This window comes from Verticiella sediminum (assembly GCF_007558815.1).
Lineage (GTDB): Bacteria > Pseudomonadota > Gammaproteobacteria > Burkholderiales > Burkholderiaceae_B > Verticiella > Verticiella sediminum.
In genome coordinates, this window is sequence record NZ_VLTJ01000002.1 from 139,820 (window position 1) to 166,351 (window position 26,532).

Sequence of the window (26,532 nt, forward strand, 5' to 3'; positions counted from 1 at the left end):
GGAGGCGTGCTCGACGCGCAAGGCAGCGCGCACGCAAAACAATTCAGGACAGACGACAAAGCAATACGTACGTTGCCCGGCGACTAGGTGGGGTCGCTGCCGGCGGCGATCCGCTGGGGCAGTTGCAACAGCCACGTGACGAAGGGCCAGAGCAGCGCCGTCACCAGGCAATCGGCCAGCCACCACCATCCGGGCCACGTCAGCAGGAGCAGGCTGCGCAACGCGACCATCGCCCCCAGCGAAAGAACGACGACCGGCAGCACATGCAGCGTCTGCGCGGCCGGCCCGAACCGCAGGATGCGACCGCGCCAGGCGACTGCCCAGTAAACGATGAGTGTATACGCCAGGGCAGATTCACCCAACAATCGCGCATTGTGCACATCCAGCAGCAGCCCGCCCACGAAGCCCACCGTCATGCCCACGCGGCGCGGCGCATGCACGCTCCAGAACAGCAGCACGATGCCGAAAAAGTCCGGCACGCCCGGCCACCGTCCCCAAGGCAACAGGTTGAGCAGCCAGGAAGCAAAAAGCGTGACCGCGACGAACCAGCCGCTCGCCGCGCCCAGCAGGCGCTGGGGCTTCATGGAACGGCGCGGTGTGGCCGACAGGCCTGGCGACGGCATCATCCGGCCACCTCCGGCTTGGCGCGCGAGGGCATGGCCGCGGGCGCCCCTTGGCTGGACTCGGCGGCCTCCTCGGCTGGCGGCGCGGCGCTCGGCTCGATGCTCTGCAGATCGGTTCCCGATGTACGCAGCACCAGGAAATGACGGTAGCGGTCCAGGCCTGCCACCGGCTGGGCCACGACGCGCGCGTAGCCGGTGACGGGGTCGTGCGCGACCTCCTCGACGCGGGCCACCGGCAGACCGGCCGGAAACCAGCCGCCCAGGCCGCTGGTGACGAGCAGATCGTCCACGAGGATGTCGGCGTCGACCGGCACGTAGCGCAGTTCCAGTTTGCCCGGCGTGGCCGCGGGAAAGGCGATGGCGCGCACGCCGTTGCGCAGCACCTGCACCGGGACCGAGACCACGCGGTCGGTGAGCAGCGCGACCTCCGACGTGACCGAGCCCGCCCGCACCACCTGGCCCACCACACCGTTCTGGTCGATCAGCGGGTTGCCGGCCTTGATGCCGGCGAATTCGCCCTTGTTGATGATGAGCCGCTGCTCGACCTGGGTACGCGATTCGTACAGCAGCTCGACCAGCACCGCCGGATCAGCGGGCGCCTGCTGCGCCGCGCCCAGCAGGCGGCGCAACTGGGCGTTCTCCTCGAGGAGCTGGGCGGCATAGGTGGCGAGCTGCGCGACCTCGATGCGGCGCTGCCGCTGCGCCTCGTCCTCGGCGCGGATGCGCTCGGCGGTGTCCAGCCAGTCGGTGAGCTGGCGCGCCGCGTCGCGCGGCAGCAGCATCACGTACTGAAAGGGATAGACGGCCACGCCGATGTACTGGCGCGCCACGTCGAGCACGCGCCAGCGTGCATCCACGACCATCATCGAGACGGCCAGCAAGAGAAAGATCGACAGGCGTACCCAGGCTGGCGGGCCGTGCCTGAACAGCGAGGGCGCGCTTCCCAGCATTGGCTACAACCCGCCCTCAGTCGTTGATGAAGACAGCGCCCAGCTTGTCCATGTGCTCGAGCGCGTCGCCGCAGCCGCGCACGACGCAAGTGAGCGGATCGTCGGCGACGACCACCGGCAGGCCGGTCTCTTCCTGCAGCAGGCGATCGAGGTCGCGCAGCAGCGCGCCGCCGCCGGTCAGCACGATGCCCTTCTCGGAGACGTCGGCGCCCAGTTCGGGCGGCGTCTGCTCGAGCGCGATCTTGACGGCCGAGATGATCTGGTTGAGCGGGTCGGTCAGGGCTTCGAGGATCTCGTTGGAGGACACCGAGAAGCTGCGCGGAATGCCTTCGGACAGGTTGCGGCCCTTGACCTCCATCTCGCGGATTTCGGAGCCCGGGAAGGCCGAGCCGATTTCCTTCTTGATGAGTTCGGCGGTGGGCTCGCCGATCAGCATGCCGAAATTGCGGCGGATGTAGTTGACGATGGACTCGTCGAACTTGTCGCCGCCCACGCGCACCGAACCCTTGTAGACCATGCCGCCCAGGGAGATCACGGCGACTTCGGTCGTGCCCCCGCCGATGTCGACCACCATGGAGCCGCTGGGCTCGGCCACCGCCAGCCCGGCGCCGATCGCGGCGGCCATGGGCTCTTCGATGAGGTAGACCTGGCTGGCGCCGGCGCCCATGGCGGATTCGCGGATGGCGCGGCGCTCGACCTGGGTGGAGCCGCAGGGAACGCAAACAATGATGCGTGGGCTCGGAGCCAGCAGGTTCTTCGGGTGCACCATGCGGATGAACTGCTTCAACATCTGCTCGGTGACGGTGAAGTCGGCGATCACGCCGTCCTTCATGGGGCGGATGGCCTCGATGTTGCCGGGCACGCGCCCCAGCATCATCTTGGCCTGGTGCCCCACGGCCTGGATGCTCTGCTTCCCGTTGGGACCGCCCTCGTGACGAATGGCGACCACGGAAGGCTCGTCGAGCACGATCCCCTTGCCGCGTACATAAATAAGAGTGTTGGCGGTACCCAGGTCAATGGCCAGGTCGCTCGAAAAGTAACTGCGCAGGAAACCAAACATGGGGCGAATTCGGTTGGGGACGGGCGCCGGCAGCGTGAAGTGCGGCCATGATACCGCCGGGCGCTACGCGTCGATCTAGGAAACAACAGGGAAAAACGGGCGCTGGCGTCGCGATTCGGTTCATGCGGCTGTGCGTCGGATGAGCGGGGCGCGCCGCCCTGGGGGCGCTGCCGACGCCGTTCCCGACGACGCTCACCGTGGTACACGCAGCCTTGACCACGCCTGCCGAGCGGCACTGCCGGCGTCCCAATCGGGAACACCCCTACCGGGAACACCTACCGCATGCGCCCATCATTGCGGATGGCGCAACCCGTTCTCGCTCTATGGCCGGGCATGGCAGCACTGACATGCGTACCGGAGTAAACGCGAAATCATAACTTATAATCCGCTCACAATCTGCCGTCTTTTTGCAAACAAAATCACGGCTACGGCCGCGTCCTGCGGCCCCGCAAGGAATCCGCATGAAGCTCACCGATCAAGACGTCGTTCGCATGGCCAAGCTGGCGCGCATCGCGCTGGCGCCCGAGCAGCAGGCGAGCGTGCTGGGCGACCTCAACCACGTTTTCGCCCTCATCGAGCGGCTGCAGGCAGTCGACACCGCGGGCGTGGAGCCGCTGGCCCACCCGCTGTCCGCCCTCGAGGACGTCGCCCTGCGCCTGCGCGAGGACATCGTCACCGAAACCGCGTCCGTCGAGGCCCGCGAACGCCTGATGGCCAACGCGCCGGCCACCCACGACGGGCTGTTCCTCGTTCCGAAGGTCGTCGAGTAATCCGGCCCACACCCGCGCGGCCGCCTGCCGGCGCGGGCTGTCCGACGTCTATCCGCTCGCCCACATGACTCTACCCCTGCACAATGAATTCGCGGACCTCGGCGCGCTGCGCAGCGCGCTCGCCGAGCGTCGCGTGTCCTCGCGCGAACTGGCCCGCAGCGCGCTCGACGCGATCGCCGCCGACACCGCCCACAACGCTTTCCTGCACGTCGACGAGGCGCTGACGCTGGCCGAGGCCGACGCCGCCGACGCCGCCATCGCGCGCGGCGACGCCGGCCCCCTCGCCGGCGTACCGATCGCCCACAAGGACGTGTTCGTCACCCAGGGCTGGCGCACGACGGCCGGCAGCCGCATGCTCGCCGACTACGTCAGCCCGTTCGACGCCACCGTGGTCGACAAGCTGCGCCGCGCGGGCGCGGTCTCGCTCGGCAAGCTCAACTGCGACGAGTTCGCCATGGGCTCGTCCAACGAGAACTCCGCCTTCGGGCCGGTGCGCAACCCCTGGGACGCGCAGGCCGTGCCGGGCGGCTCCTCGGGCGGCTCGGCCGCGGCCGTGGCCGCCGGCCTGGCCTTCGGCGCGACCGCCACCGACACCGGCGGCTCGATCCGCCAGCCGGCCTCGCTGTGCGGCGTCACCGGCATCAAGCCGACCTACGGCACGGTGTCGCGCTACGGCATGATCGCTTACGGCTCCAGCCTGGACCAGGGCGGGCCGATTGCGCACAGCGCACGCGACCTGGTCGAACTGCTGGACGCCATGAGCGGCTTCGACGAGCGCGATTCCACCTCGGTACCCGATTGCCAGGGCGCCGCCAACCAGCCTGGCCGCATCCGCGCCGCCTTCGCCGCGGCCCGGTCGGGCCAGGGCAGCGCCCCGCTCGCCGGGCTGCGCGTGGGCGTGCCGCGCGAGTTCTTCGGCGCCGGCCTGGCGGCCGACGTGGCCGAGGCGATCGAAACCGCGCTGCGCCAGCTCGAGGCGCTGGGCGCGCAGCGCGTGGAGATCTCGCTGCCGCGCACCGAGCTGTCGATCCCGGCCTACTACGTGATCGCCACCGCGGAAGCCTCGAGCAATCTGTCGCGCTACGACGCGGTGCGCTACGGCCACCGTGCCGCGCAATACGCGGACATCGCCGACATGACGGCGCGCTCGCGCGCGGAGGGCTTCGGCGCCGAGGTGCAGCGGCGCATCCTCACCGGCACCTATGTCCTGTCGCACGGCTACTACGACGCCTACTATCTGCAGGCGCAGCGCATCCGCCGCCTGATCGCCCAGGATTTCCAGCGCGTGCTCGGCAGCGAGTGCGACATCATCGCCGGCCCGGTGAGCCCGACCGTGGCCTGGAACCTCGGCGAGAAATCCGACGACCCGGTGGCCATGTACCTGGCCGACATCTACACGCTGGCCGTGAACCTGGCCGGCGTGCCCGGGATGTCGGTGCCCTGCGGCTTCGGCCAGGGCGCCAACGCGCGCCGGCCCGTGGGGCTGCAGATCATCGGCAACTATTTCGACGAAGGCCGTCTGCTGGCCGTGGCCGACGCCTACCAGCAAGCCACGGACTGGCATCGCCGCCGTCCGGGAGAAGGCGCGGCGCGCGGTGGAGAAGCGCAATGAAGTGGGAAATCGTCATCGGCCTGGAAACGCACGTTCAGCTTTCCACCGCCGCCAAGATCTTTTCGGGATCGAGCACCGCGTTCGGCGCCCTGCCCAACACGCAGGCCAATGCGGTCGACCTCGCGCTGCCCGGCACGCTGCCGGTCATGAACCGCGGCGCGGTCGAGCGCGCGATCCGCTTCGGCCTGGCCGTCGGCGCGCACGTGGCGCCGCGCTCGGTCTTCGCGCGCAAGAACTACTTCTACCCCGACCTGCCCAAGAACTACCAGATCAGCCAGTACGAGATCCCGGTGGTGCAGGGCGGCACGCTGAGCTTTTTCGTCGGCGAGGAAGAACACACCATCAACCTCACCCGGGCCCACCTGGAAGAAGACGCCGGCAAGTCGCTGCACGACGACTTCACCGGCCCGCACGGCGAGCGCTCTAGCGGCATCGACCTGAACCGCACCGGCACGCCGCTGCTGGAGATCGTCTCCGAGCCGGAGATGCGCTCGGCCGACGAGGCGGTGGCCTACGCCCGCGCGCTGCACGCGCTGGTAATGTGGCTGGGCATCTGCGACGGCAACATGCAGGAAGGCTCGTTCCGCGTGGACGCCAACGTGTCGGTGCGCCCGCTGGGCCAGAAGGAATTCGGCACGCGCACCGAAGTCAAGAACGTCAACTCCTTCCGCTTTCTCGAACGCGCCATCCTGTTCGAGGCGCGCCGCCAGATCGAGCTCATCGAGGACGGCGGCACGGTGGTGCAGGAAACCCGGCTGTACGACCCGGACCGCGACGAGACGCGCAGCATGCGCAGCAAGGAAGACGCGCACGACTACCGCTACTTCCCGGACCCCGACCTGCCGCCGCTGGTCATCGCGCCGGACTGGATCGAGCGCGTGCGCGCCGAGCTGCCCGAACTGCCGCGCGCCAAGCGCGAACGCTTCGAACGCGAATACGGCGTCACGGCCTACGACGCGGCCCAGCTCACCGGCAGCCGCGCGGTCGCGGACTACTTCGAGGCCACGGCGCGCGCCGTGCCGGCCGGCCAGGCCAAGCTCGCCGCCAATTGGGTGATGGGCGAGGTCGCCGCCACGCTCAATCGCGAGGAGCGCGACATCGCCGACTGCCCGGTCAGCGCCGGGATGCTGGGCCGTTTGATCGGGCGCATCCACGACGGGACCATCTCGAACAAGATCGCCCGGGAAGTCTTCGCCGCGCTATGGGCCGGCGAACACGGTGGCGATCCGGACGCCGTGATCGAGGCGCGCGGCCTGCGCCAGATCAGCGATTCGGGCGCGATCGGGGGCATGATCGACGAGGTGATCGCGGCCAATCCGGCGATCGTCGCCGAGTATCGCGCCGGCAAGGAAAAGGCTTTCAACTCCCTGGTCGGCCAGGTCATGAAGGCCGCGCGCGGCAAAGCCAATCCACAACAGGTCAATTCCCTGTTGCGCGAAAAACTCGGCCAGTCGTAAATTCACAGTCTGGCCGCTCTCGCGCACGAGGCGGCCGGCCAGCGAGCGGGACGTTCCCGCTCAGCGCGCAGGCAGCATCCCACGGACTCCTGTCCCTCATCGATTCGCGGCAGGCCCCATGCTCTTGCGGCCTGCCGTTCTCCTGACGTGTGCGGCGGGCCTGCGCGCGTTGCGGGAGCGTAAGGTAGGAAGCCTTACTTGCGATTGCGCCGGCCGGGCGGCGCGTCGATCAGGCGCAGCACGGCCAGGACATGCGTGCGCGCCTCGTCGTCCAGGCGCTCCAGGATCGCCAAGGCTTCGGCCAGGCGTTCGTCGTTCGAGATCGGGTAAGCCGGCGGGACGTCGGAGACGCGGTTGCGCGGGATGCGCGGGTCGCTTTGCGTGTGCCCCTCGGCCAGCCAGGCGAGGGAGACGCCCAGCGCCTGCGCCAGGCGTTCTAGCGTCGAGAGCGTCGGGGCATACCCGGGCTGGTGCAGAATGCGATGGATGGTCGACTGGCGAACGCCCGCGCGCCGGGCGAGTTGGCTCTGCGTCCTCAGCCCGTGGCTGCGCATCAGGTCGAGAAGCCGGGCTGCCAAGTCGCTCATCGGGCGGACTATACGCAGCCGCATTCCATATACGCAAAATGGAATGCATGACAGCATAGTCAATTTATGCTTTCATGCATGAAAAACCCTTGCGCTTTACCATGCCCGCCGATGTGACCCAACTACGGCTCCTCACGCTGACGGGAGGTCTGCTCTGCAGCGAACAGGCCAGCCAGCACCTGCTCGAGCTCGGAATCGACACGCAAACCTATGCCTCAGTGGATGCGCTGATCCAGGCCTGCGGGCAGCATGGGCCGGCGGTCTGTGCGCTCGATGCCATCGCCGCCGGCGGTTCGACCGTCACGCTGGCCGGCCGCCTCGCCGGCAAGCCGGACCTGGCGGTGGTGGTCCTGGGTACGCCGGGCAACACCGGCGACCAGATCCGCTCGCTGCTGCTCGGCGCCGACGCCTGGCTGAGCGTCGATACCCCGTTCACGGTCATCGCGGCCACGATCTACGCGATCTTTCGCCGATTGACGACGAGCACCGAATGCGCCGATCCGGCGCCGTCGGCCCCCTGGCGCATGGCGGAAGACGGCTGGCGGCTGCAGGCGCCCAACGGCCACGGCGTCGCACTCACGCGGCGCGAGCGCGACATCGTCTCCGTGCTGGGAAGGCAATCGGGCCGTACCGTAACGCGCGCGGCCCTGGTCGAGCACCTGAGCGCAAGCGGGGCGCCCGTGAGCCCCGAGGCGGTGAACATGCTGGTCAGCCGCGTGCGCGCCAAGGCGAGGCGAACCGGGATGACGCTGCCGCTGGCCAGTTTGCCCGGGCGCGGCTATCGTCTGGACGCCCTGATGATCGACACCGCGTCGGGCGAGCGCTCGGCCCAGGGGCCGTGCATCGCCCACCGGGAGGGCTGAGCCGTGGCGAGCGCACTGCCGCCACAGCCCGCGCCAGGATGGACTTGCCTCGCTAGACCTCGCCGCAAACGGCGAAGCTCGCGCTCAGGCCCGTGGTCAACGCTTCATCATGTCGAAGAACTCGGCGTTGTTCTTGGTGGCGCGCAGCTTGTCGAGGATGAACTCCATCGAATCGACTTCGTCCATGTCGTGCATGAACTTGCGCAGCACCCAGATCTTCTGCAGCAGCTCGGGCTTGATGAGCAGTTCTTCGCGGCGGGTGCTGGACTTGTTGAGGTTGAGCGCGGGGTAGATGCGCTTCTCGGCCAGGCGGCGCTCCAGGTGCACTTCGGAGTTGCCGGTGCCCTTGAACTCTTCGTAGATCACCTCGTCCATGCGGCTGCCGGTCTCGACCAGGGCCGTACCGATGATGGTGAGCGAACCGCCTTCTTCCAGGTTGCGCGCGGCACCGAAGAAGCGCTTGGGGCGCTGCAGGGCGTTGGCGTCCACACCGCCCGTGAGCACCTTGCCCGAGGCCGGCACCACCGTGTTGTAGGCGCGCGCGAGACGGGTGATGGAGTCGAGCAGGATGATGACGTCCTGCTTCATCTCGACCAGGCGCTTGGCCTTCTCGATGACCATTTCAGCCACCTGCACGTGGCGGGTGGCCGGTTCGTCGAAGGTGGAGGCGACCACTTCGCCGCGCACCGAGCGCTGCATTTCGGTGACTTCCTCGGGACGCTCGTCGATGAGCAGCACGATGAGGGTGGCATCCGGGTGGTTGGCGGTGATCGCGTGCGCGATGTGCTGCATCATCACCGTCTTGCCCGACTTGGGCGGCGCCACCAGCAGCGCGCGCTGGCCCTTGCCGATCGGCGCGATCATGTCCAGGATGCGGCCGGTGAAGTTCTCTTCGCTCTTGATGTCGCGCTCGAGGCGCATCGGCTTGTTCGGGTGCAGCGGCGTCAGGTTCTCGAACATGATCCGGTGCTTGACCACCTCGGGCGGCTGGCCGTTGACCTTGTCCACCTTGACCAGCGCGAAGTAGCGCTCGCCATCCTTGGGCGTGCGCACTTCGCCTTCGATGGAATCGCCGGTGTGCAGGTTGAAGCGGCGGATCTGCGAGGGCGAGATGTAGATGTCGTCGGTGCTCGCGAGATAGGACGTCTCGGGCGAGCGCAGGAAGCCGAAACCATCGGGCAGGACTTCCAGGACCCCGTCGCCGAAGATCTGCTCGCCCTGCTTGGCTCGCCGCTTCATGATGGCGAACATCAGTTCCTGCTTGCGCAGCCGGTTGGCGTTCTCGATGTCGAGCGTGGCGGCCAGTTCCAGCAGTTGCGAGACGTGCTGGGCTTTCAGTTCATTCAGGTGCATAAAAGGCGGACAGGGGGAGATAAGGAGGCGCCAGTGGCGGCCCGGCGAATGCGGGCCGGCCTGCGGGAGCGGACGCACGATGGCGGCGAGCGGCGGCAAGATGGCCGTCGCGCGCCCGCCGCGCAGCGCGCGACGGACCCTTGGAGGATTACAGCGACTTGTCGAGGAACTCGGTGAGCTGCGATTTGGACATGGCGCCGACCTTGGTGTCGGTGACCTGGCCGTTCTTGAAGAGCATGAGCGTGGGCACGCCACGGATGGCGAACTTGGCGGCGGTGGCCTGGTTGTCGTCCACGTCGACCTTGACGATGTCGAGCTTGCCGGCGTATTCGGTCGCGACCTGATCCAGGATGGGCGCGATCATCTTGCACGGACCACACCAGGTGGCGGTGAAATCGACGAGCACAGGGCGGGAAGCGTTCACGACGTCCGAGTCGAAACTCGCATCGCTCACGTGCTTGATCGTGTCGCTCATGACATTTCCTCTATGGATAGTGGCGGTAGGCGCCAGCGTGTTTTGATGCTAGGGATTGTAGGGATCGGAAAGAGACTCGCGCGCGACCAGCCCATGAAGGCCATGGTTGACCCGCGTGCGTGGAATGGATAAATACGTGCCGGGGGCCGGTTCACACGGACAGAGCCGGTGAACTCGCGGGACGCGAAACCAGATGCGCAACCGATCGGGCGGCAAGGCTGGCGTCCCGGACAGGAAAACGGGCGGACTGCGTTTGCCTGCCTCTGATACCTGCCGTAATCGTTACAGAATACCTGATTACGGCGTTGCATGCATCCCTGTTTCTGTCAAAAAAAACCAACATGCCGGCGCGGCGGACGCGGCGCGACGCCCGTCCGGCCGCTTGCCGCCCCGCCCGCGCTCGGGGATACTCGGGGGCCGCCGTTCCGGCCCGAGCCCCGCCATGCGACGCCTCACCATCACCCTAGAAGACGACCTGCTCGCCGCCGTGGACGCGCTGTGCCGCGAACGCGGCTACGCCAGCCGGTCGGAAGCGTTTCGCGACTTGGTGAGGGCGGGCCTGGCGCAGCCGGCAGGCGGCGCGGCGCAGGCGCAGGCGCCCTGCTTCGCGACCCTATCCTACGTGTACGACCACGACCTGCGCGACCTCTCCAAGCGGCTCACCAGCGCGCAGCACCATCGCCACGACCTGTCGGTGGTGACCACCCACGTGCACCTGGACGAGCACGCCTGCCTGGAAGTCAGCGTGCTCAAGGGCCGCGCCGACGAGCTGCGCGCCTTTGCCGACGGCCTGACCAGCCAGCGCGGCGTGCGCTACGGCCATCTGGCGCTGATCCCGGCGAACATTGCGACCGAGGCCGCGCACGGGCACACCCACCACCACCATGGCCACGCGTCCGGCAAGGGCGACGACGACGGCGGTCAGGCCGCCTGATCGCGCGCCCCGCGCGCCGACGGCCCGGCCGGCAGCATCGCCGCCTGCAGGGCCAGCGCGGCCGGATGCGCGAACGGTGTCCAGGCGGGCTCGTCGGCGCGGCCGGTGCGTCGGCTCTCGTCCACGATGCGCCCGTCGTGCATGGCGACGATGCGCGTCGCATACCGGCGCGCCAGGCGCAGATCGTGCGTGATCAGGAGGCGCGCCATGGCATGCGCGCGCGCCAGCGCGTGCAGCAGGTCGAGCAGGTCGAGCTGCAGGGCGAGATCCAGGCTGGACACCGCCTCGTCGAGCACGAGCACGCGCGGCCGGCTGGCCAGCGCGCGCGCGATGCACACGCGCTGCAGTTGGCCGCCGCTCAAGTGCAGTGCCGGGCGCGCGGCGTCCTCCGGCAACAGGCGCACCATCGTCAGCAACGCCGCCACGCGCTCGCGCAGCGCCGAGCCCGAGAGGCCGCACAGGTGGCGCAGCGGCTGGGCGACGATGTCGCCCACGCACAGACGCGGATCGACCGCCGAGCCGGGGTCCTGGAACACGCCCTGCACGGCGGCGCGCCACGCCAGCCGCGCCGGCCCGCGCAGGCTAGTCACCGCCTGGCCGTCATAGCGGATGGCGCCGCGGGCCGGCGTCTCCAGCCCCAGCAGCAGACGCGCCAGCGTGCTCTTGCCGCAGCCGCTGCGCCCGACCAGGGCGACCGATTCGCCGTCCGCCACGGCGAGCGACACCTCGTGCAGCACGGCCCGCGCGCCGCTGCGCCGCCAGCCGGCGCCGCCGTAGCGCTGGCTCAGCCCGGTGCCGGCCAGCCGTGCGCTCGGCTCGCGCAGGACGACTGAACCGGGGAACGCGCCACCCTGCCCGTCCTGCGCCGCCGCGAAAGGTGCCTGCGTCGGCGGACGGTCGGGCGCATACAACGACAAGTGCCCTTGCACCAGCCCGCGCGACACCGCATGCCTCGGCGCGGAGAAGAAGCTCGCCACCCCCGCGCGCTCGACGATGCGCCCCTGCGCCATCACCGCCACCTCGTCGGCTAGCCGCGCCACCACGCTCAGGTCGTGCGTGACGAGCAGCAGGCCCAGGCCGCGCTCGCGCACGGCCCGTTCGAGCACGTCCAGGACGCGGGCCTGCGTGAGCGCATCGAGATCGGTGGTCGGCTCGTCGGCGAGCACATAGGGCGCGTCGCACAACAGGGCGAGCCCGATCATCATGCGCTGCAGCATGCCGCCGCTCATCTGGTGCGCCCGCAGATCGAGCACCGAGGCGTCCAGCTCGACGTCGGCCAGCGCACGCGCGCAGGCCGATGCCAGGGCGGCCTCGGCGCCGCCGTGCCAGGCGCGCCAGGTCTCGCGCACGTGGCTCCGCATGGTCAGCAGGGGATTGAAGGCGCTGCGCGGGTTCTGCAGCACGACGGCGACATGGCGGCCGCGCAGCCCGGCCAGCGCCACGTCGGCGCCGTCGAGCCTGGCCGTGCCGCCCACGCGCCGCGCACCCGGCGGCATGAGGTCCATGATCGCCGCGCAGCACAGCGACTTGCCCGAGCCGCTGGCACCCACCAGGGCGTGCACCCTGCCCGGGTGCAGGGCCAACGCCACGTCGTCCACGAGAACGCGCCCGGCGCCGTCGTGTACGGCCAGCTCGCTCAGCGCCAGGCCGCGCCGGGCCGTATCCCGGACGCTCCCGCCGCGCACGGCGTCGGCCGCGGGATGGGCGTGCGCGGGGGCATGCGCTGGCGCAGTCATTCCCGCACCCCCGCGCGCACGGCCGGATCGAGCCGGTCGCGCAAGGCGTCGCCGGCGATGTTGCACACCATGACCGAGACGAACAGCGCCACGCCCGGCCACACCATCTGCCAGGGGGCGGTCCAGACGAACTGGCGCGCATCGCCGATCATCACGCCCCATTCGGGCGTGGGCGCGGCGACGCCCAGCCCCAGGAAGGACAGCCCGGCCACGTGCAGCATCATGTGGCCCAGGTCCAGGCTCGCCAGCACGGCGAGCGGCGCGGCGATCGCGGGCAGCAGGTGGCGGCGAAAGATCGCCCACGGCCCGGCGCCCGCCATCCGCGCGGCCAGGATGAAGTCGCGCTCGCGCACCGCGAGCACCTGCGCGCGCGCGATGCGGGCATACCAGGCCCAGTGCGACAGACCGATGGCGATCACCACGTTGACCATGCCGGTGCCGAGCACGCCCACCATGAAGAGCGAGAGCACGACCGTGGGAAAAGTGAGGAACACGTCGCACACGCGCATGAGCAGCGCATCGACCCGGCCGCCCACGTAGCCCGCGACCCCGCCCACGGCGATGCCCAGCGCCAGGATGATCCCGAGCGCGGCCGCGACCGAGCCCAGCGTGACGCGCGCGCCCGCGAGGATGCGCGAGAACACGTCGCGGCCCAGATGGTCGGTGCCCATCCAATGGGCCAGCGACGGCTCCTGCAGCCGCCGCCCGAGCGCCACCTCGGTCGGGTCCCACGGTGCGAGCCAGGGGCCGGCCACGGCCAGCGCGACCAGCAGCAGCATGCCGAGCAGGGCGGCGCGATGCAGCCCGGACATGGCCGGGCGATACGACGGACGGGCAGCCCGCACCCCGCCCGCGGCGGACACGTCGGCGAGCGCGGCCTGCGCGAGGCGGCGGCGACGCGTGCCGATCATGATCGGGCTCCGGGCACGGCGCTAGGGCACAGGGCGTCATCGGCGCTGGCGGGGCCGGTGAAGCGGGTCGGGCTGGCGGGGCCACCGGTATCGGCTTCGCGTTCCGGCGCCGGCCCGCGCGCCGCGCGCATGCGCGGATCGAGCATGGCGTAGGCGACGTCCACCACCAGATTGCAGGCCGCGAAGATGACGACCATCATCAGCGCGAAGCCCTGGATCACCGGATAGTCGCGGTTGAAGATCGCGGACACCGCGTAGCGGCCGACCCCCGGCCAGCCGAACACGCTTTCCACGACCAGGGTGCCGCCGATGAGCTCGGCCAGGTGCATGCCGCTCGCGGTGACGACGGGGATGAGCGCGTTGCGCAGGATGTGCGCGTGCTCGACGCGGCCCGCGGACAGCCCGCGCAGCCGCGCATAGCGCACGTGCGGCTGGCCGCCGGCCTCGAGCAGGCTCGCGCGCAGCAGCCGCGCGTTGATGGCCATCGACATGAAGGACACTGCGATGGCCGGCATGACCAGGTGCGCCCACCCGCCCCTGCCCATGGGCGGCAGCCAGCCCAGGGTGACGGACAGGCCCAGCACCAGCAGGAAGCCGAGCCAGAAATTGGGCATGGACACGCCCAGAAAGCACACGGCGCGCACCACGTGGTCCTGCCAGCGCTCGCGGTGGCGCGCGGCCCACAGGCCCAGCGGGACGGACGCCAGCAGCGTGAGCGCGAAGGCCGCGCCCGCCAGTTGCAGCGTGGCCGGCAGATAGTGCAGCAGGTCGTCCATGACCGGGCGCCGCGTGGCATACGAGACGCCCAGATCGCCGCGCAGGGCGGCGGCCAGCCAGTCCAGGTACTGCACCGCGGCCGGGCGATCCAGCCCCAGGGTCTGCCGCGCCTCGGCCAGCGCGGCATCGGTGGGCGGCACCTGCGACAGCCGCAGATAGTCGAGCGCCGGGTCGCCCGCGCCCAGCCGCAGCATGAAGAAGATGGCCAGCGAAGCGCCCAGCAGCATCAGCGGCAGCACGGCCACGCGGCGCAGCACGTAGGCCGCCAGGCCGTCGCGGCGCGGCGTGGCACGCGGCGGCGCCTGCCCGGCGCTCGTCGCGCTCACCGGCGTGCCTCGCCCGAAGGCGGCTGCATGCGCGCCAGCGGCAGTTCGCTGGACATGGGCGCGAAGGGGATCTCGCCCAGCGCGGCGCGCGCGACGGCAATGGCGCCGACTTCGGTCAGCGGCAGATAGACCGCTTCCTCGTGCAAGGTACGCAGGATGCGCGCGTACAGCGTGCGCCTCTCGGCCTCGTCCACGGTGGACAGCACGCGGGTGATGTCGGCGTCCAGCGCGGCCTTTTCCGGCAGGCCGCGCTGCGCCTGGTAGTCCGCATGGGAGGGCGAGCGCATGGAACCGACGTAGGCATGCGGGTCGTAGGGCGCGCCCCAGGTGCGGTTGAACACCATGCCGAAGCGTCCGTCGCGCATGCGCGCCTGCACGCTGCCGGCCTCTTCCGCGCGCAAGGCCACGCCGATGCCCGCCTTGGCGAGATCGGCCTGCAGCACTTCGGCGAGCGACTTCATGACCCCGTCGGTGCCGGTGTAGAGCAGCTCGACCGTGAGCCGCGCGCCGTCCTTCTCGCGCACGGCGCCGGGGCGCGGACGCAGCCAGCCGGCCGCCTCCAGCAAGGCCTCGGCACGCGCCGGGGCGTAGGCGTAGGACGTCAGCGAGACACTGTCGGCATAGGGCACGTTGCGGTTGAAGAGAAAGTCCGCCCGGCGCTGCGAGCCATGCAGCACGCTGGCGACCAGGGTGTCCTTGTCCACCGCGTGGTTGATGGCCCGGCGCACGGCAAGCTCGCGCGTCGGCCCGTGCGCCGTATTGAGCGCCAGCGACAGCCCCTCGTAAGGCGGCGAGAGCGTGGCCGTGTAGCCCGGCATGCGGCGGAACTGCTCGAAGGCGTCCGGCGCGAGCAGGCCGCCCATGCCGTAGACCAGGTCGACCTCGCCCGTCTGCAGCGCAATCGCGCGCGAGGTCGGGTCGGGGATCACCTTGACCACCACGCGCTGGTAGCCCGCCGGCTTGCCCCAGTAGCCATCGTTGCGCTCGAACACGTCATATTCGCCCAGGCGCGTCTCGACGTGCTTCCAGGGGCCGGTGCCGATGGGCGCGCGGATGCCGTTGCGCGTGCCGCCGTCCGCGCCGAAGGCCGACGGCGCCATGAAGCGCATCGGGCGCACCAGGGCCAGTTCCTGCAGCACGGGGTAGTAGGCGCTCTTGAAGACGAATTCCACCGTGCGCGCATCGATCGCCTCGACCCGCTCGATCTGCTCGATCAGCGCCAGCCACTCGTGCCGCGCGCGGTTCTCCAGGATGGCGCGCACGTTATCGGCCACCGCCTGCGCATCGAAGGGATCGCCGTTGGAAAAGCGCACGCCCTCGCGCAGCGTGAAGCGATAGCGCCTGCCGTCCTCCGACATCGTCCAGGCGCTCGCCAGCGCGGGCTCGATGCGCCCGTCATCGCCCAGGCGCACCAGGCCTTCGTACACCATGGCCTGGGCGAACATCTGCTCGGGGGAATACAGGTGCGGGTTGACGGTGCCCACGTTCTGCGGCCAGGCGATGGTGAGGGTCTGCGCGAGCGCTGGATGGACGCCAGCCATGACGACGACGCAGGCGGCGAGGAACGAGCGCAGGCAATGGCGGAACATGGTGCAAGGCGACCGGCGGAAACAATGGGTGCCACACTAGCACGAGTATGATCTCTGGGCAAAAACTTCATACCGACAGCGTGGCATTCGGCGGGTCGTCGAAATTCGGCAGGCCACGCAGCTTGTCCGGGTTGCGCACGATGTAGATGCCCTGGATGCGGTCCTGCTCGATCCACAGCGCAGTGGTTTGCAGCACGCCGTCCAGTTCGCGCGTGATGAAGCCGGGCAGGCCGTCGATGACGGTCTCGCGCACCACCGGCGCGGTCGAAACCAGCCCCTTGCGCGCCAGCGATACGAAAAAGCGCGCCGCCTTGTCCGCACCGTAGAGCGGCACCAGCGCCGCCGGGCGCTTGCCCCCGCCATCGGTGTGCACCTGGACGTCGGCCGCCAGAAGCGCCTGCAAGCCCGCCATGTCGCCCCTGCGCGACGCCGCGAAGAAGGCTTGCGCGATCTGCCGGCCGCGCTCGGCCGAGACCGGATAGCGGGGCCGCGACTTCTGCACGTGTCCGCGGGCGCGAGCGGCCAGTTGGCGGCAGGCCGCGGCGTCGCGCGCAAGCGTGGCCGCGACTTCCTCGAACGGCAGGCCGAACACGTCATGCAGCAGGAAAGCCGCCCGCTCCAGCGGAGAAAGCCGCTCGAGCGCCATCATCAGCGCCAGCGTGAGGGCATCGCCCTCGCCCATGCCGGGATGCTCCTCCAGCACCGGCTCGGGCACCCAGGGGCCGATGTAGGTCTGGCGCTGACGGCCTGCCGACTTCATCAGGTCCAGGCACAGCCGCGTCACGGTTTGCCGGAGAAACGCCTGGGCGTTGCGCACCGCGGCGTGATCGGCGCCGTGCCAGCGCAGGTAGGCGTCCTGCACCACGTCCTCGGCTTCGGCCCACGAGCCGAGCATGCGGTAGGCCAGGCGCAGCAGGCCGGGCCGCAGGGCGGCGAAATCCCCCGCGTCGGCGTGCGGCTCAGGCATCGGGCGTCCAGGCCGCGGGATGCACGGAACGCAAGCCGACCGCCAGACGGTTCCAGGCGTTGATGGCCATGATGAGCACGGTGAGCTGCACTTTCTCCTCGTCCGAGAAATGCGCGCCCAGGCCGTCGTAGTCGGCATCCGGCGCCCAAGTGTCGGCCACCCGGGTCAGGGCCTCGGTCCAGGCCAGCGCGGCGCGCTCGCGCTCACTGTACAGCGGCGATTCGCGCCAGGCCGCCAGCAAATGCAGGCGCGCCTCCGACTCGCCGTGCTGGCGGGCGTCCTGCGTGTGCATGTGCAGGCAATAGGCGCAGCCGTTGATCTGCGAGGCGCGGATCTTCACGAGCTCCTGCAGGGAATGCTCCAGGCCGCTGGCGCGCAGCTTCGCTTCCAGCTCCAGCAAGGGCTTGAGCAGGCCTGGGGCCGCGTTCCAGGGATCGATGCGGGGTGACATGATGAGAGACTCCTCGTTGTTGGCGGCGCCGAACCCTTTCAGCGCTCCCTTACAAGACGAGCCAGCCCAGGCTGTTGTGACATGCCAGGAAAAAAACCCGGGCCGCGCGGGGCGGCCCGCCCGCAGGGTCAGCGCGGCAGTTCGGACGCGCCCATCAGGTACTCGTCCACCGCGCGGGCGGCCTGGCGGCCTTCGCGGATGGCCCACACGACCAGCGACTGGCCGCGGCGCATGTCGCCGGCGGCGAACACCTTGTCCACCGAGGTGCGGTAGTCGTCGGTGTTGGCACGCGCGTTGCCGCGGTTGTCGCGGTCGATGCCGAAGGCGTCCAGCACGGTCTGCAGGGGCGAGACGAAACCCATGGCAAACAGCACCAGGTCGGCCTTGAGCTCGAACTCCGAGCCCTCGACTTCCTGCATCTTCATCTGGCCGGTGACGTCGTCGCGCACCCACTCCACGCGCGCGCAGAGGATCTTCTCGACCTTGCCGGCCTTGTTGCCGACGAACTTCTTGGTCGTCACGGCCCAGTCGCGCTCGGCGCCTTCCTCGTGCGAGGACGAGGTGCGCAGGCGGCTCGGCCAGTACGGCCAGGTCATCGGCTTGTCCTCGGTCTCGGGCGGGCGGGGCATGAGTTCGAGCTGGCTCACGGACTTGGCGCCATGGCGGTTGCTGGTGCCCACACAGTCCGAGCCGGTGTCGCCGCCGCCGATCACGACGACGTGCTTGCCGGTGGCCATGATCTGGCCGGTGAGGCGATCGCCCGCGACGACCTTGTTCTGCTGGCGCAGGAAATCCATGGCGAAGTGGACACCGTCCAACTCGCGGCCCGGGATGGGCAGATCGCGCGGGTTCTCGGCGCCGCCGGTCAGCACCACGGCGTCGAATTCGGCCTTGAGCTCGTCCGGGGTCTTGATCGTGAGCGCATGGTTGAGCGTCTGCGCATAGGCTTCGCCCGCGTCCTTGTCGCCGATATAGGTGCTGGTCTGGAAGGTCACGCCTTCGTCCTGCATCTGCGCGACGCGCCGGTCGATCTGCTGCTTCTCGAGCTTGAAGTCGGGAATGCCGTAGCGCAGCAGGCCGCCGATGCGGTCGTTCTTCTCGAACACGGTCACGCTGTGGCCGGCGCGCGCGAGCTGCTGGGCGCAGGCCATGCCGGACGGGCCCGAGCCGATCACGGCCACCGTCTTGCCCGTCTTGTGCAGCGGACGCTGGGCCTCGATCCAGCCTTCGGCCCAGCCGCGGTCGGCGATGGCGTGCTCGATCGACTTGATGCCGACCGCGTCATCGTTGATGTTCAGCGTGCACGCGGCCTCGCAGGGCGCGGGGCAGATGCGGCCGGTGAACTCGGGGAAGTTGTTGGTCAGGTGCAGCACGTCCAGCGCCTGGCGCCAGTTGTTGCGGTAGACCAGGTCGTTCCAGTCGGGAATGATGTTGTTGACGGGACAGGCGTTGTTGCAGAACGGAATTCCGCAATCCATGCAACGCGCGCCCTGCTGGCGGGCTTCCTCTTCCGTCAGGTGCAGCACGAACTCGCGCCAGTGCTTCAGGCGCTTCTTCGGTTCTTCGGCCGCCTCCGAGAGGCGCTGGTACTCCAGAAAGCCGGTGGTCTTTCCCATCTTTCGATCCTGTCTGAGCCTTGCCCGGACGCGGCGCCCTCGCGGCGCCGTCCCGGGCGGGTCGGTTGTCTAGTTATCCCGCGATGACGCCGTCAGATCACGCGGCCATCTTGGCGGGATTGGCGGCCTGCCACATCTCGCCCAGGGCGCGGCGGTAGTCCTTCGGCATGACCTTCACGAACTGCTTGCGCGCGCTCTCCCACTGGCCCATCAATTCGCGGGCGCGGAAGCTGCCGGTGTAGCGGAAGTGGTTCTCGATCAGGCGCTTGAGGATGGCTTCGTCGACCTCGCGCTCGCCGCCGCGCATGGCCATGTGCCACTGCGCCTGGTTGCCGGTCTTGTGCTGCTCGCTCGCGGGCGACACGGACTCCAGGTCCACCATGGCCAGGTTGCAGCGCTCGCGGAACGTGCCGTCCGGGTCGTACACATAGGCCACGCCACCCGACATGCCGGCGGCGAAGTTGCGGCCCGTGGGGCCGAGCACGACGACGGTGCCGCCGGTCATGTACTCGCAGCCGTGATCGCCCGTGCCCTCGACCACCGCCTGGGCGCCCGAGTTGCGCACGGCGAAGCGCTCGCCCGCCACGCCGTTGAAGTACGCCTGGCCGGCCAGGGCGCCATAGAGCACCGTGTTGCCCACGATGATGTGCTCGGGGCCGAAGCCGCGGAAGTCGTTGGGCGAGCGCACGATGATGGTGCCGCCCGACAGGCCCTTGCCCACGTAGTCGTTGCCGTCGCCGACCAGGTCCAGCGTGATGCCGTGCGCGAGGAAGGCGCCGAAGCTCTGGCCCGCCACGCCGTTGCACTGGATGTGGATGGTGTCGTGCGGCAGGCCTTCGTGGCCGTACTTGGACGCCACCACGCCCGAGAGCATGGCGCCGATCGTGCGGTTGCGGTTGCGCACCGGCACGATGAAGGAGACTTTTTCGCCGCGCTCGATGGCCGGCTTGGCGCGCTCGATGAGCTGCAGATCGAGCGCCTGTTCGAGGCCGTGGTCCTGGGTCTCGATCTGGCGGCGCGCGATGTCCGCGCCGGCCTCCGGCTGGTGGAACACGCGCGAGAAGTCCAGGCCCTGCGCCTTCCAGTGGTCGATGCCGGCGCGCATGTTGAGCAGCTCGGTGCGGCCGATCAGCTCTTCGAAGGTGCGCACGCCCAACTGGGCCATGATCTCGCGCACTTCCTCGGCGACGAAGAAGAAGTAGTTGACGACGTGCTCGGGCTTGCCCTGGAACTTCTTGCGCAGCACCGGATCCTGCGTGGCCACGCCCACCGGGCAGGTGTTCAGGTGGCACTTGCGCATCATGATGCAGCCTTCGACGACCAGCGGCGCGGTGGCGAAACCGAACTCGTCGGCGCCCAGCAGCGCGCCGATGACCACGTCGCGGCCGGTCTTCATCTGGCCGTCGGCCTGCACGCGGATGCGGCTGCGCAGGTTGTTCAGCACCAGGGTCTGCTGGGTTTCGGCCAGGCCGAGTTCCCACGGGGTACCGGCGTGCTTGATCGAGGACACCGGCGAGGCGCCGGTGCCGCCGTCATGCCCGGCGATCACGACGTGGTCGGCCTTGGCCTTGGCCACGCCCGCGGCCACCGTGCCCACGCCCACCACCGAGACCAGCTTGACCGAGATGCCGGCGCGCGGGTTGGTGTTCTTCAGGTCATGGATGAGCTGGGCCAGATCCTCGATGGAATAGATGTCGTGGTGCGGCGGCGGCGAGATCAGGCCCACGCCCGGCACCGAGTAGCGCAGCTTGGCGATGTAGTCGGACACCTTGTGGCCGGGCAGTTGGCCGCCCTCGCCGGGCTTGGCGCCCTGCGCCATCTTGATCTGGATCTGGTCGGCGCTGGAGAGATACTCCGCGCTCACGCCGAAACGGCCCGAGGCGACCTGCTTGATCTTGGAGCGCAGCGAATCGCCGGCCTTCAGGGGCACGTCGGCCTCGATGCGCGATTCGCCCAGGATCGAGGCCAGCGTGTCGCCGTCCTTGATGCCGGCCGTGCCGTTGCGCATTTCGGCGCGATAGCGCAGCTCGTCCTCGCCGCCTTCGCCGGTGTTGGACTTGCCGCCGATGCGGTTCATGGCGACCGCCAGCACCGAGTGCGCCTCGGTGGAGATCGAGCCCAGCGACATCGCGCCGGTGGCAAAGCGCTTGACGATGTCGGCCGCCGGTTCGACCTCCTCGAGCGGGATGGCCTGCGCCGGGTCGAAGCGGAACTCGAACAGACCGCGCAGCGTCATGTGGCGCCGGCTCTGGTCGTTGATAATCTGCGCGTATTCCTTGTAGTTGCGGTAGTTGTTGGCGCGCGTCGCGTGCTGCAGCTTGGCGATCGCGTCCGGCGTCCACATGTGCTCCTCGCCGCGCACGCGGAAGGCGTATTCGCCGCCCGGGTCGAGCATCTCGCGCAGCGCGGGGTCGTCGCTGAACGCGGCATGGTGCAGGCGCAGGGATTCCTCGGCCACCTCGAAGATGCCGATGCCCTCGATGTTGCTCGCGGTGCCGGTGAAGTACTTGTCGACCAGGGCGCGCTGCAGGCCCACGGCCTCGAAGATCTGCGCGCCTGTGTAGGACATGTAGGTGGAGATGCCCATCTTGGACATCACCTTGTTCAGGCCCTTGCCGATCGCCTTGATGTACTGGTAGATCGCCTTCTCGGCGGCCGCGGCGCTCTCGGCCGAGGCCTTGCCGTCCCGGTGCATCGCGGCCAGCGCTTCCATCGCGAGGTAGGGGTGGATCGCCTCGGCGCCGTAGCCGGCGAGCAGCGCGAAGTGGTGCACCTCGCGCGCCGAGCCGGTCTCCACCACCAGGCCGGTGGCGGTGCGCAGGCCGGCGCGGATCAGGTGCTGGTGCACGGCCGAGGTGGCCAGCAGCGCGGGCACCGGCACGCGGTTCTCGTCGACCTTGCGGTCGGACACGATCAGGATGTTGTAGCCCTGCTGCACGGCGTCGGCGGCCTGCGAGCACAGCGCGGCCACGCAGGCCTCGATGCCTTCCTTGCCCCAGGCGGCCGGGTAGGTGATGTCCAGCTCGAAGCTGCGGAACTTGCCGCGCGTGACGCGCTCGACGTGGCGGATCTGCGCCATGTCGTCGAAGTCGAGGATGGGCTGGGCGACTTCCAGGCGCAGCGGCGGGTTGACGTTGTTGATGTCGAGCAGGTTGGGCTTGGGCCCGATGAACGACACCAGCGACATCACGAGCTGCTCGCGGATCGGGTCGATCGGCGGGTTCGTGACCTGCGCGAAGAGCTGGCGGAAGTAGTTGTAGAACGGCTTGGCGCGGTTGGACAGCACCGCCAGCGGGGCGTCGTTGCCCATCGAGCCGATGCCTTCCTCGCCCGTGGCGGCCATGGGCTCGAGGATGAACTTGTAGTCTTCCTGGGTCCAGCCGAACACTTGCTGGCGATCGAGCAGCGGCACGGCCGAGCGGGCTTCCTCGAGGTCGGCCTGCTCGGGCGCGGGCAGGCTGTCGAGCTTGACGCGCAGGCGCTCGATCCACTGGCGGTACGGACGGGCGGCGGCGAGCTGCGACTTGAGCTCTTCGTCCTCGATGATGCGGCCCTGTTCGAGGTCGATCAGGAACATCTTGCCCGGCTGCAGGCGCCACTTCTTGATGATGCGGTTCTCGGGCACGGACAGGGTGCCGGCCTCCGAGGCCATGATCACCATGTCGTCGTCGGTGATGACGTAGCGCGCCGGGCGCAGGCCGTTGCGATCGAGCGTGGCGCCGATCTGGCGGCCGTCGGTGAAGACCAGGGCGGCCGGGCCGTCCCAGGGTTCCATCATTGCCGCGTGGTACTCGTAGAAGGCGCGACGGTGCTCGTCCATCTCGGTGTGCTGCTCCCACGCCTCGGGCACCATCATCATCATGGCCTGGGCGAGCGGATAGCCCGACATCACGAGCAGTTCGAGGCAGTTGTCGAAGATCGCCGTGTCCGACTGGCCTTCGTAGACGATGGGGTAGAGCTTGGCGAGGTCGTCGCCCAGCACGGCGGACTTCATCAGGCCCTCGCGCGCGCGCAGCCAGTTGAAATTGCCCTTGACCGTGTTGATCTCCCCGTTGTGGGCGAGCAGGCGGTACGGGTGGGCCAGCGGCCAGGCCGGGAAGGTGTTGGTCGAGAAGCGCTGGTGGACCAGGGCGAGCGCGGAGACGGCGCGCGGATCGGCCAGGTCGCGGTAGTACTCGCCGACCTGGTTGGCGAGCAGCAGGCCCTTGTACACCACGGTGCGGGTGGAGGCCGACGGCACGAAATATTCCTTGCCGTGGGCGAGCTTCATCTTCTGGATGGCGTGGCTGGCCGTCTTGCGGATCACATACAGCTTGCGTTCGAGGGCGTCGGGCACCATCACGTCGGTGCCGCGGCCGATGAAGAGCTGGCGGATCACCGGCTCGCGCTTGCGCACGGTCGGCGACATGGGCATGTCCATGTCGACCGGCACGTCGCGCCAGCCGAGCACCACCTGGCCCTCGATGCGCACGGCGCGCTCGAGCTCGCTCTCGCAGGCCAGGCGCGAGGCGGTTTCCTTGGGCAGGAAGACCATGGCCACACCGTACTCGCCCGGCGGCGGCAGGGTCACGCCCTGGGCGGCCATGTCTTCGCGATAGAGCTCGTCGGGGATCTGGATCAGGATGCCGGCGCCGTCGCCCATCAGCTTGTCGGCGCCCACCGCGCCGCGGTGATCCAGGTTCTCGAGGATCTTCAGGCCTTGCTCGACGATGGTGTGGCTCTTGCGCCCCTTGATGTGCGCGACGAAGCCGACGCCGCAGGCGTCGTGCTCGTTGGCCGGATCGTACAGGCCCTGGGGAGCGGGCAGGCCGATGCGGGTCGCGTCGACCACGGCAGTGACCGGCGCTTGGTCCGCACTCGAACAGGAGGGTTGAGACATGGCTGCTCCCTATTAACGCGTTATGGGGTGTATCGATCGCCGCGCGGGGCGGCGTGACAGGCCTTGAATCGACGCCGGGCCGAGGCGCTGTCGCGCCTGGGGCGGACCCGCTGGGGCGTCGGCTGCGGACGCACGTCGGGTACGGATTCATGGCCAAGGCGAGCAACGATACTGCTGCACCGCACAGAAATCAATAAAAAATTTCGGTGCGTCCCTATTTTACAGGGCGCATGGCTGTCTATGTATTGGCAGTCGGAAGCTGTACAGGTTCCCGGCGGGCTTGGGAAAATCGACCTTCCAGCGAGCCCATCGGTCGTGTAACGGATTCTTTTTTGTTTTGGTACGTCCCCAATAAATATGGCTAGATTTTGGTGCGAAAAACGCTGTCTCTGCACTATTTCGGGGCGATTTCGCCGTCACCCAAATCGAACGGCCCTGCCGATGCACTTTGTCGGTGCATCGGCAGGGCCGTTCTCGGCGGCCAGCTTGCCTGCGCTTTACTGAACCGTCATCCCCAGCCCTTCCAGCACCGCGGCCTCGCTCTTGGCCGTCTCCGCCGCCCAGGCGGCGTAGTCGGCGCTGCTCATGTAGTTCGGCTTCATGTCGAAGCGGTCCAGCACCTCGACGAAGTTGGGCTGTTCCATGGCCTGCTTGAAGGCGTCATGCAGCGTCTGGATGATCTGCGGGTCGGTGCCCTTGGGCGCGACCAGGCCGAAAGGCGAGGCCTGCACGATGCCCAGGCCCAGCTCCTTGAGCGTGGGCGCGTCCGGGAACTTCTCCGAACGCTCGTCGCCCCAGGTCGAGAGCAGGCGCAGCTTGCCGTCCTGGACGAAGGGCGCCCAGCCCGGCGTGTCGGCGACCGACATCACGTGCTTGCCCACGACGGCCTGCAGCGACTCCGAGTTGCCCTTGTACGGCACGTGGGTGAGTTCGACGCCGGCCTGCGAGGCCAGCATCTCCATCGTGACGTGCAGCGTGGTCATGGCGCCCGGCGTGCCGTAGGTGAGCTTGCCCGGGTTCTGCTTGGCGTAGTCCAGGTAGCCCTGCATGTCCTGGATGGGGGAATCCGCGGGCACCACGACGCCGAAGGTATAGCCCGCCAGCCCGATCACGTAGTCCAGATCCTCGACCGGGTCCCAGTTGACCTTGGTGACGTACTTCATGCGGAACACGGGCAGGGGTACCTGCGCCAGGGTATAGCCGTCGGGCTTGGCGTTCTGCATGGACTGGGCGGGCAGCACGCCGCCCGCCCCCGGCTTGTTCTCGATGATGACCGGCTGGCCGAGGATCTTGGCCGCATTCTCCGCGAACACGCGGAACGGCACGTCGGTCGATCCGCCCGGCGAGAAGCCGATCTGGATGTGGATCGGACGGTTCGGGAAGTTGTCGGCGGCGGAAGCCGCATGGGCCGTGAAAGCAAAGGCACCGAGCGACAGGGCGAGTGCCGGCGCCAGCATGGCGGTCTTGTGACGGAACATCGTGTCTCCTTCAGGGATGCGGGCGATCGGCCCGCGTCGGGGTACAGCAGCCTGGGTGGGGCGGTCGGGCCCGGAGCGCAGCCTCAGGCCGCGGCCCGGGTGCGAAGCTCGCGCGCGCCACCGGGTGCGGCGGCGGGAGCACGGGAATCGATCAGCGCCTGCGTCATTTCGCGCAGGCGCGGAGCGACTTCGTCCATCATGTAGCGGCGCGTCAGGCGAAACGCCGGGCCGCCACAATTGAAACCGTAGATCTGGTGGCCGGGGCCGTAGGGGATGGCGGCGCCCACGCCATGGATGTCCTCGTGCCAGTCGCCGAACGAGAAGCAGCAGCCGTACTCGGCATAGTCGCGCTGGGCCATCTCCCAGCGCGGCGCGAAGTGCTCCCACTCGTGCGGGAAAGCACGGCGCAGCGAGCCCAGCAGCGCCTCGCGGCCGGCCTCCGGCAGCGCGCACATGTAGGCGCGGCCCATGGCCGTGGTCATGAGCGGGATGCGGTCGCCCACGCCCAGCCCGAGGGTGAGCGTGCCGCGCGAGGCGCGTGTGTTCTCCAGATAGACCATGCTGTAGCGGTCGCGCCGGCCGAGCGAGACCGACACGCCGGTGGCTTCGGCCAGGCGCTCCATGTGCGGCTTGGCGACGTCGCGCAGCTCCACCCCCGCCAGCGTGGCGTAGCCCAGCGCGAGCACGCCGGGGCCCAGCCGATACTTGCCGCTGTCGGGGTCGTAGTCGAGATAGCCGAGCGTGCGCAGGGTGTAGGTCAGGCGCGAGACCGTGGGCCGCGGCAGGCCGGAACGCCGCGCGAGAAGCTGGTTGGACAGCTCGGCGCTATCGGGACGGAAGCAGCGCAGCAGTTCCAGGCCGCGCGCCAGGGCCGTCACGAACTGCCGGTTCTCCGGCGCCTCGAAATTTTCCATCTGTCTCCCCTTGCCCGGACGGCGTATGCCGTTCGCACTGCGAAATTCGAGTGCGGTTTTTTGATCTGGGAGCGATATTCGCACGGCTGGCGGCCGCCGTAAAGCATTGCGGAACACCAATCCGCGGTGCGAAATGCCCGAGCGGCGGGAAGCCGCCAGCCGCGCCCCGGGGAAACGGCGCGCTGTTCCAGGGATGCGAACGCG

General features: G+C 69.1%; 21 protein-coding genes. 5 read left to right on the forward strand and 16 right to left on the reverse strand.

What is annotated here, in order from left to right; translation table 11 throughout:
* Positions 1 to 83: 83 nt before the first annotated feature.
* Genes mreD through FOZ76_RS01280 form a run of 3 tightly spaced genes read right to left on the reverse strand, consistent with a single transcriptional unit; the run spans position 84 to position 2,633 of the window.
* A complete protein-coding gene (gene mreD / locus FOZ76_RS01270) occupies positions 84 to 626 on the reverse strand; it encodes a rod shape-determining protein MreD (RefSeq protein WP_246129244.1) in 543 nt (180 codons plus the stop codon).
* Positions 623 to 1,573: a rod shape-determining protein MreC gene (gene mreC / locus FOZ76_RS01275; RefSeq protein ID WP_143946303.1), complete on the reverse strand. Its 951-nt coding sequence runs from the start codon at positions 1,571 to 1,573 to the stop codon at positions 623 to 625. Before mreC ends, mreD begins: the two co-directional genes overlap by 4 nt.
* Positions 1,574 to 1,589: 16 nt before the next feature.
* Complete coding sequence (locus FOZ76_RS01280; protein WP_143946304.1) at positions 1,590 to 2,633, reverse strand: rod shape-determining protein; 1,044 nt, start codon at positions 2,631 to 2,633, stop codon at positions 1,590 to 1,592.
* Positions 2,634 to 3,094: 461 nt separating this feature from the next.
* Here FOZ76_RS01280 and gatC point away from each other — a divergent pair, with 461 nt between their 5' ends.
* From gatC to gatB, 3 genes are all read left to right on the forward strand, one after another.
* On the forward strand, positions 3,095 to 3,403 hold the full coding sequence (gatC, locus tag FOZ76_RS01285; protein ID WP_143946305.1) for an Asp-tRNA(Asn)/Glu-tRNA(Gln) amidotransferase subunit GatC: 309 nt from the start codon (positions 3,095 to 3,097) through the stop codon (positions 3,401 to 3,403).
* 64 nt (positions 3,404 to 3,467) lie between these two features.
* A complete protein-coding gene (gatA, locus tag FOZ76_RS01290; protein ID WP_143946306.1) occupies positions 3,468 to 5,015 on the forward strand; it encodes an Asp-tRNA(Asn)/Glu-tRNA(Gln) amidotransferase subunit GatA in 1,548 nt (515 codons plus the stop codon).
* A complete protein-coding gene (gene gatB / locus FOZ76_RS01295; RefSeq protein ID WP_143946307.1) occupies positions 5,012 to 6,472 on the forward strand; it encodes an Asp-tRNA(Asn)/Glu-tRNA(Gln) amidotransferase subunit GatB in 1,461 nt (486 codons plus the stop codon). The genes gatA and gatB overlap by 4 nt, the downstream gene beginning before the upstream one ends.
* Before the next feature lie 194 nt (positions 6,473 to 6,666).
* On the opposite strand, the gene FOZ76_RS01300 is transcribed toward gatB, so the two are convergent.
* On the reverse strand, positions 6,667 to 7,059 hold the full coding sequence (locus FOZ76_RS01300; protein WP_143946308.1) for a helix-turn-helix domain-containing protein: 393 nt from the start codon (positions 7,057 to 7,059) through the stop codon (positions 6,667 to 6,669).
* A gap of 89 nt (positions 7,060 to 7,148) precedes the next feature.
* On the opposite strand from FOZ76_RS01300, the gene FOZ76_RS01305 reads away from it, so the two are divergent.
* Complete coding sequence (locus FOZ76_RS01305; protein ID WP_170235247.1) at positions 7,149 to 7,922, forward strand: response regulator transcription factor; 774 nt, start codon at positions 7,149 to 7,151, stop codon at positions 7,920 to 7,922.
* 96 nt (positions 7,923 to 8,018) lie between these two features.
* Here the strand turns inward: FOZ76_RS01305 and rho are convergent, their stop codons facing one another.
* Positions 8,019 to 9,275: a transcription termination factor Rho gene (gene rho / locus FOZ76_RS01310; RefSeq protein WP_143946310.1), complete on the reverse strand. Its 1,257-nt coding sequence runs from the start codon at positions 9,273 to 9,275 to the stop codon at positions 8,019 to 8,021.
* 148 nt (positions 9,276 to 9,423) lie between these two features.
* Positions 9,424 to 9,750 (reverse strand): thioredoxin TrxA, encoded by a 327-nt coding sequence (trxA, locus tag FOZ76_RS01315; protein ID WP_143946311.1) that lies wholly within the window; start codon positions 9,748 to 9,750, stop codon positions 9,424 to 9,426.
* Positions 9,751 to 10,192: 442 nt separating this feature from the next.
* Between trxA and nikR the strand changes: the two genes are divergently transcribed.
* Positions 10,193 to 10,684, forward strand: a complete 492-nt coding sequence (gene nikR / locus FOZ76_RS01320; protein WP_143946312.1) for a nickel-responsive transcriptional regulator NikR — start codon at positions 10,193 to 10,195, stop codon at positions 10,682 to 10,684.
* Here nikR and FOZ76_RS01325 read toward each other — a convergent pair.
* The 10 genes from FOZ76_RS01325 to FOZ76_RS01370 form a co-directional block, all read right to left on the reverse strand.
* A complete protein-coding gene (locus tag FOZ76_RS01325; protein WP_143946313.1) occupies positions 10,672 to 12,420 on the reverse strand; it encodes an ABC transporter ATP-binding protein in 1,749 nt (582 codons plus the stop codon). The genes nikR and FOZ76_RS01325 overlap by 13 nt on opposite strands.
* Positions 12,417 to 13,331 (reverse strand): nickel ABC transporter permease subunit NikC, encoded by a 915-nt coding sequence (gene nikC, locus FOZ76_RS01330; RefSeq protein ID WP_211365921.1) that lies wholly within the window; start codon positions 13,329 to 13,331, stop codon positions 12,417 to 12,419. The genes FOZ76_RS01325 and nikC overlap by 4 nt, the downstream gene beginning before the upstream one ends.
* Complete coding sequence (nikB, locus tag FOZ76_RS01335) at positions 13,328 to 14,434, reverse strand: nickel ABC transporter permease subunit NikB (RefSeq protein ID WP_211365924.1); 1,107 nt, start codon at positions 14,432 to 14,434, stop codon at positions 13,328 to 13,330. The genes nikC and nikB overlap by 4 nt, the downstream gene beginning before the upstream one ends.
* Positions 14,431 to 16,023: a nickel ABC transporter substrate-binding protein gene (gene nikA, locus FOZ76_RS01340; RefSeq protein WP_143946314.1), complete on the reverse strand. Its 1,593-nt coding sequence runs from the start codon at positions 16,021 to 16,023 to the stop codon at positions 14,431 to 14,433. The genes nikB and nikA overlap by 4 nt, the downstream gene beginning before the upstream one ends.
* A 67-nt stretch (positions 16,024 to 16,090) precedes the next feature.
* A complete protein-coding gene (locus FOZ76_RS01345) occupies positions 16,091 to 16,990 on the reverse strand; it encodes a sigma-70 family RNA polymerase sigma factor (protein ID WP_143946315.1) in 900 nt (299 codons plus the stop codon).
* Positions 16,983 to 17,441, reverse strand: a complete 459-nt coding sequence (locus FOZ76_RS01350; protein ID WP_143946316.1) for a carboxymuconolactone decarboxylase family protein — start codon at positions 17,439 to 17,441, stop codon at positions 16,983 to 16,985. The genes FOZ76_RS01345 and FOZ76_RS01350 overlap by 8 nt, the downstream gene beginning before the upstream one ends.
* 128 nt (positions 17,442 to 17,569) lie before the next feature.
* Positions 17,570 to 19,057 carry a glutamate synthase subunit beta gene (locus FOZ76_RS01355; RefSeq protein WP_143946317.1) on the reverse strand — a complete coding sequence of 496 codons (1,488 nt, stop codon included), beginning with the start codon at positions 19,055 to 19,057 and terminating at the stop codon, positions 17,570 to 17,572.
* Positions 19,058 to 19,154: 97 nt separating this feature from the next.
* On the reverse strand, positions 19,155 to 23,936 hold the full coding sequence (locus tag FOZ76_RS01360; protein WP_143946318.1) for a glutamate synthase-related protein: 4,782 nt from the start codon (positions 23,934 to 23,936) through the stop codon (positions 19,155 to 19,157).
* A 497-nt stretch (positions 23,937 to 24,433) separates the two neighbouring features.
* Positions 24,434 to 25,414 (reverse strand): tripartite tricarboxylate transporter substrate-binding protein, encoded by a 981-nt coding sequence (locus FOZ76_RS01365; RefSeq protein WP_425473215.1) that lies wholly within the window; start codon positions 25,412 to 25,414, stop codon positions 24,434 to 24,436.
* A gap of 83 nt (positions 25,415 to 25,497) precedes the next feature.
* Positions 25,498 to 26,328 carry an IclR family transcriptional regulator gene (locus tag FOZ76_RS01370; RefSeq protein WP_143946319.1) on the reverse strand — a complete coding sequence of 277 codons (831 nt, stop codon included), beginning with the start codon at positions 26,326 to 26,328 and terminating at the stop codon, positions 25,498 to 25,500.
* Between the last annotated feature and the right edge of the window lie 204 nt (positions 26,329 to 26,532).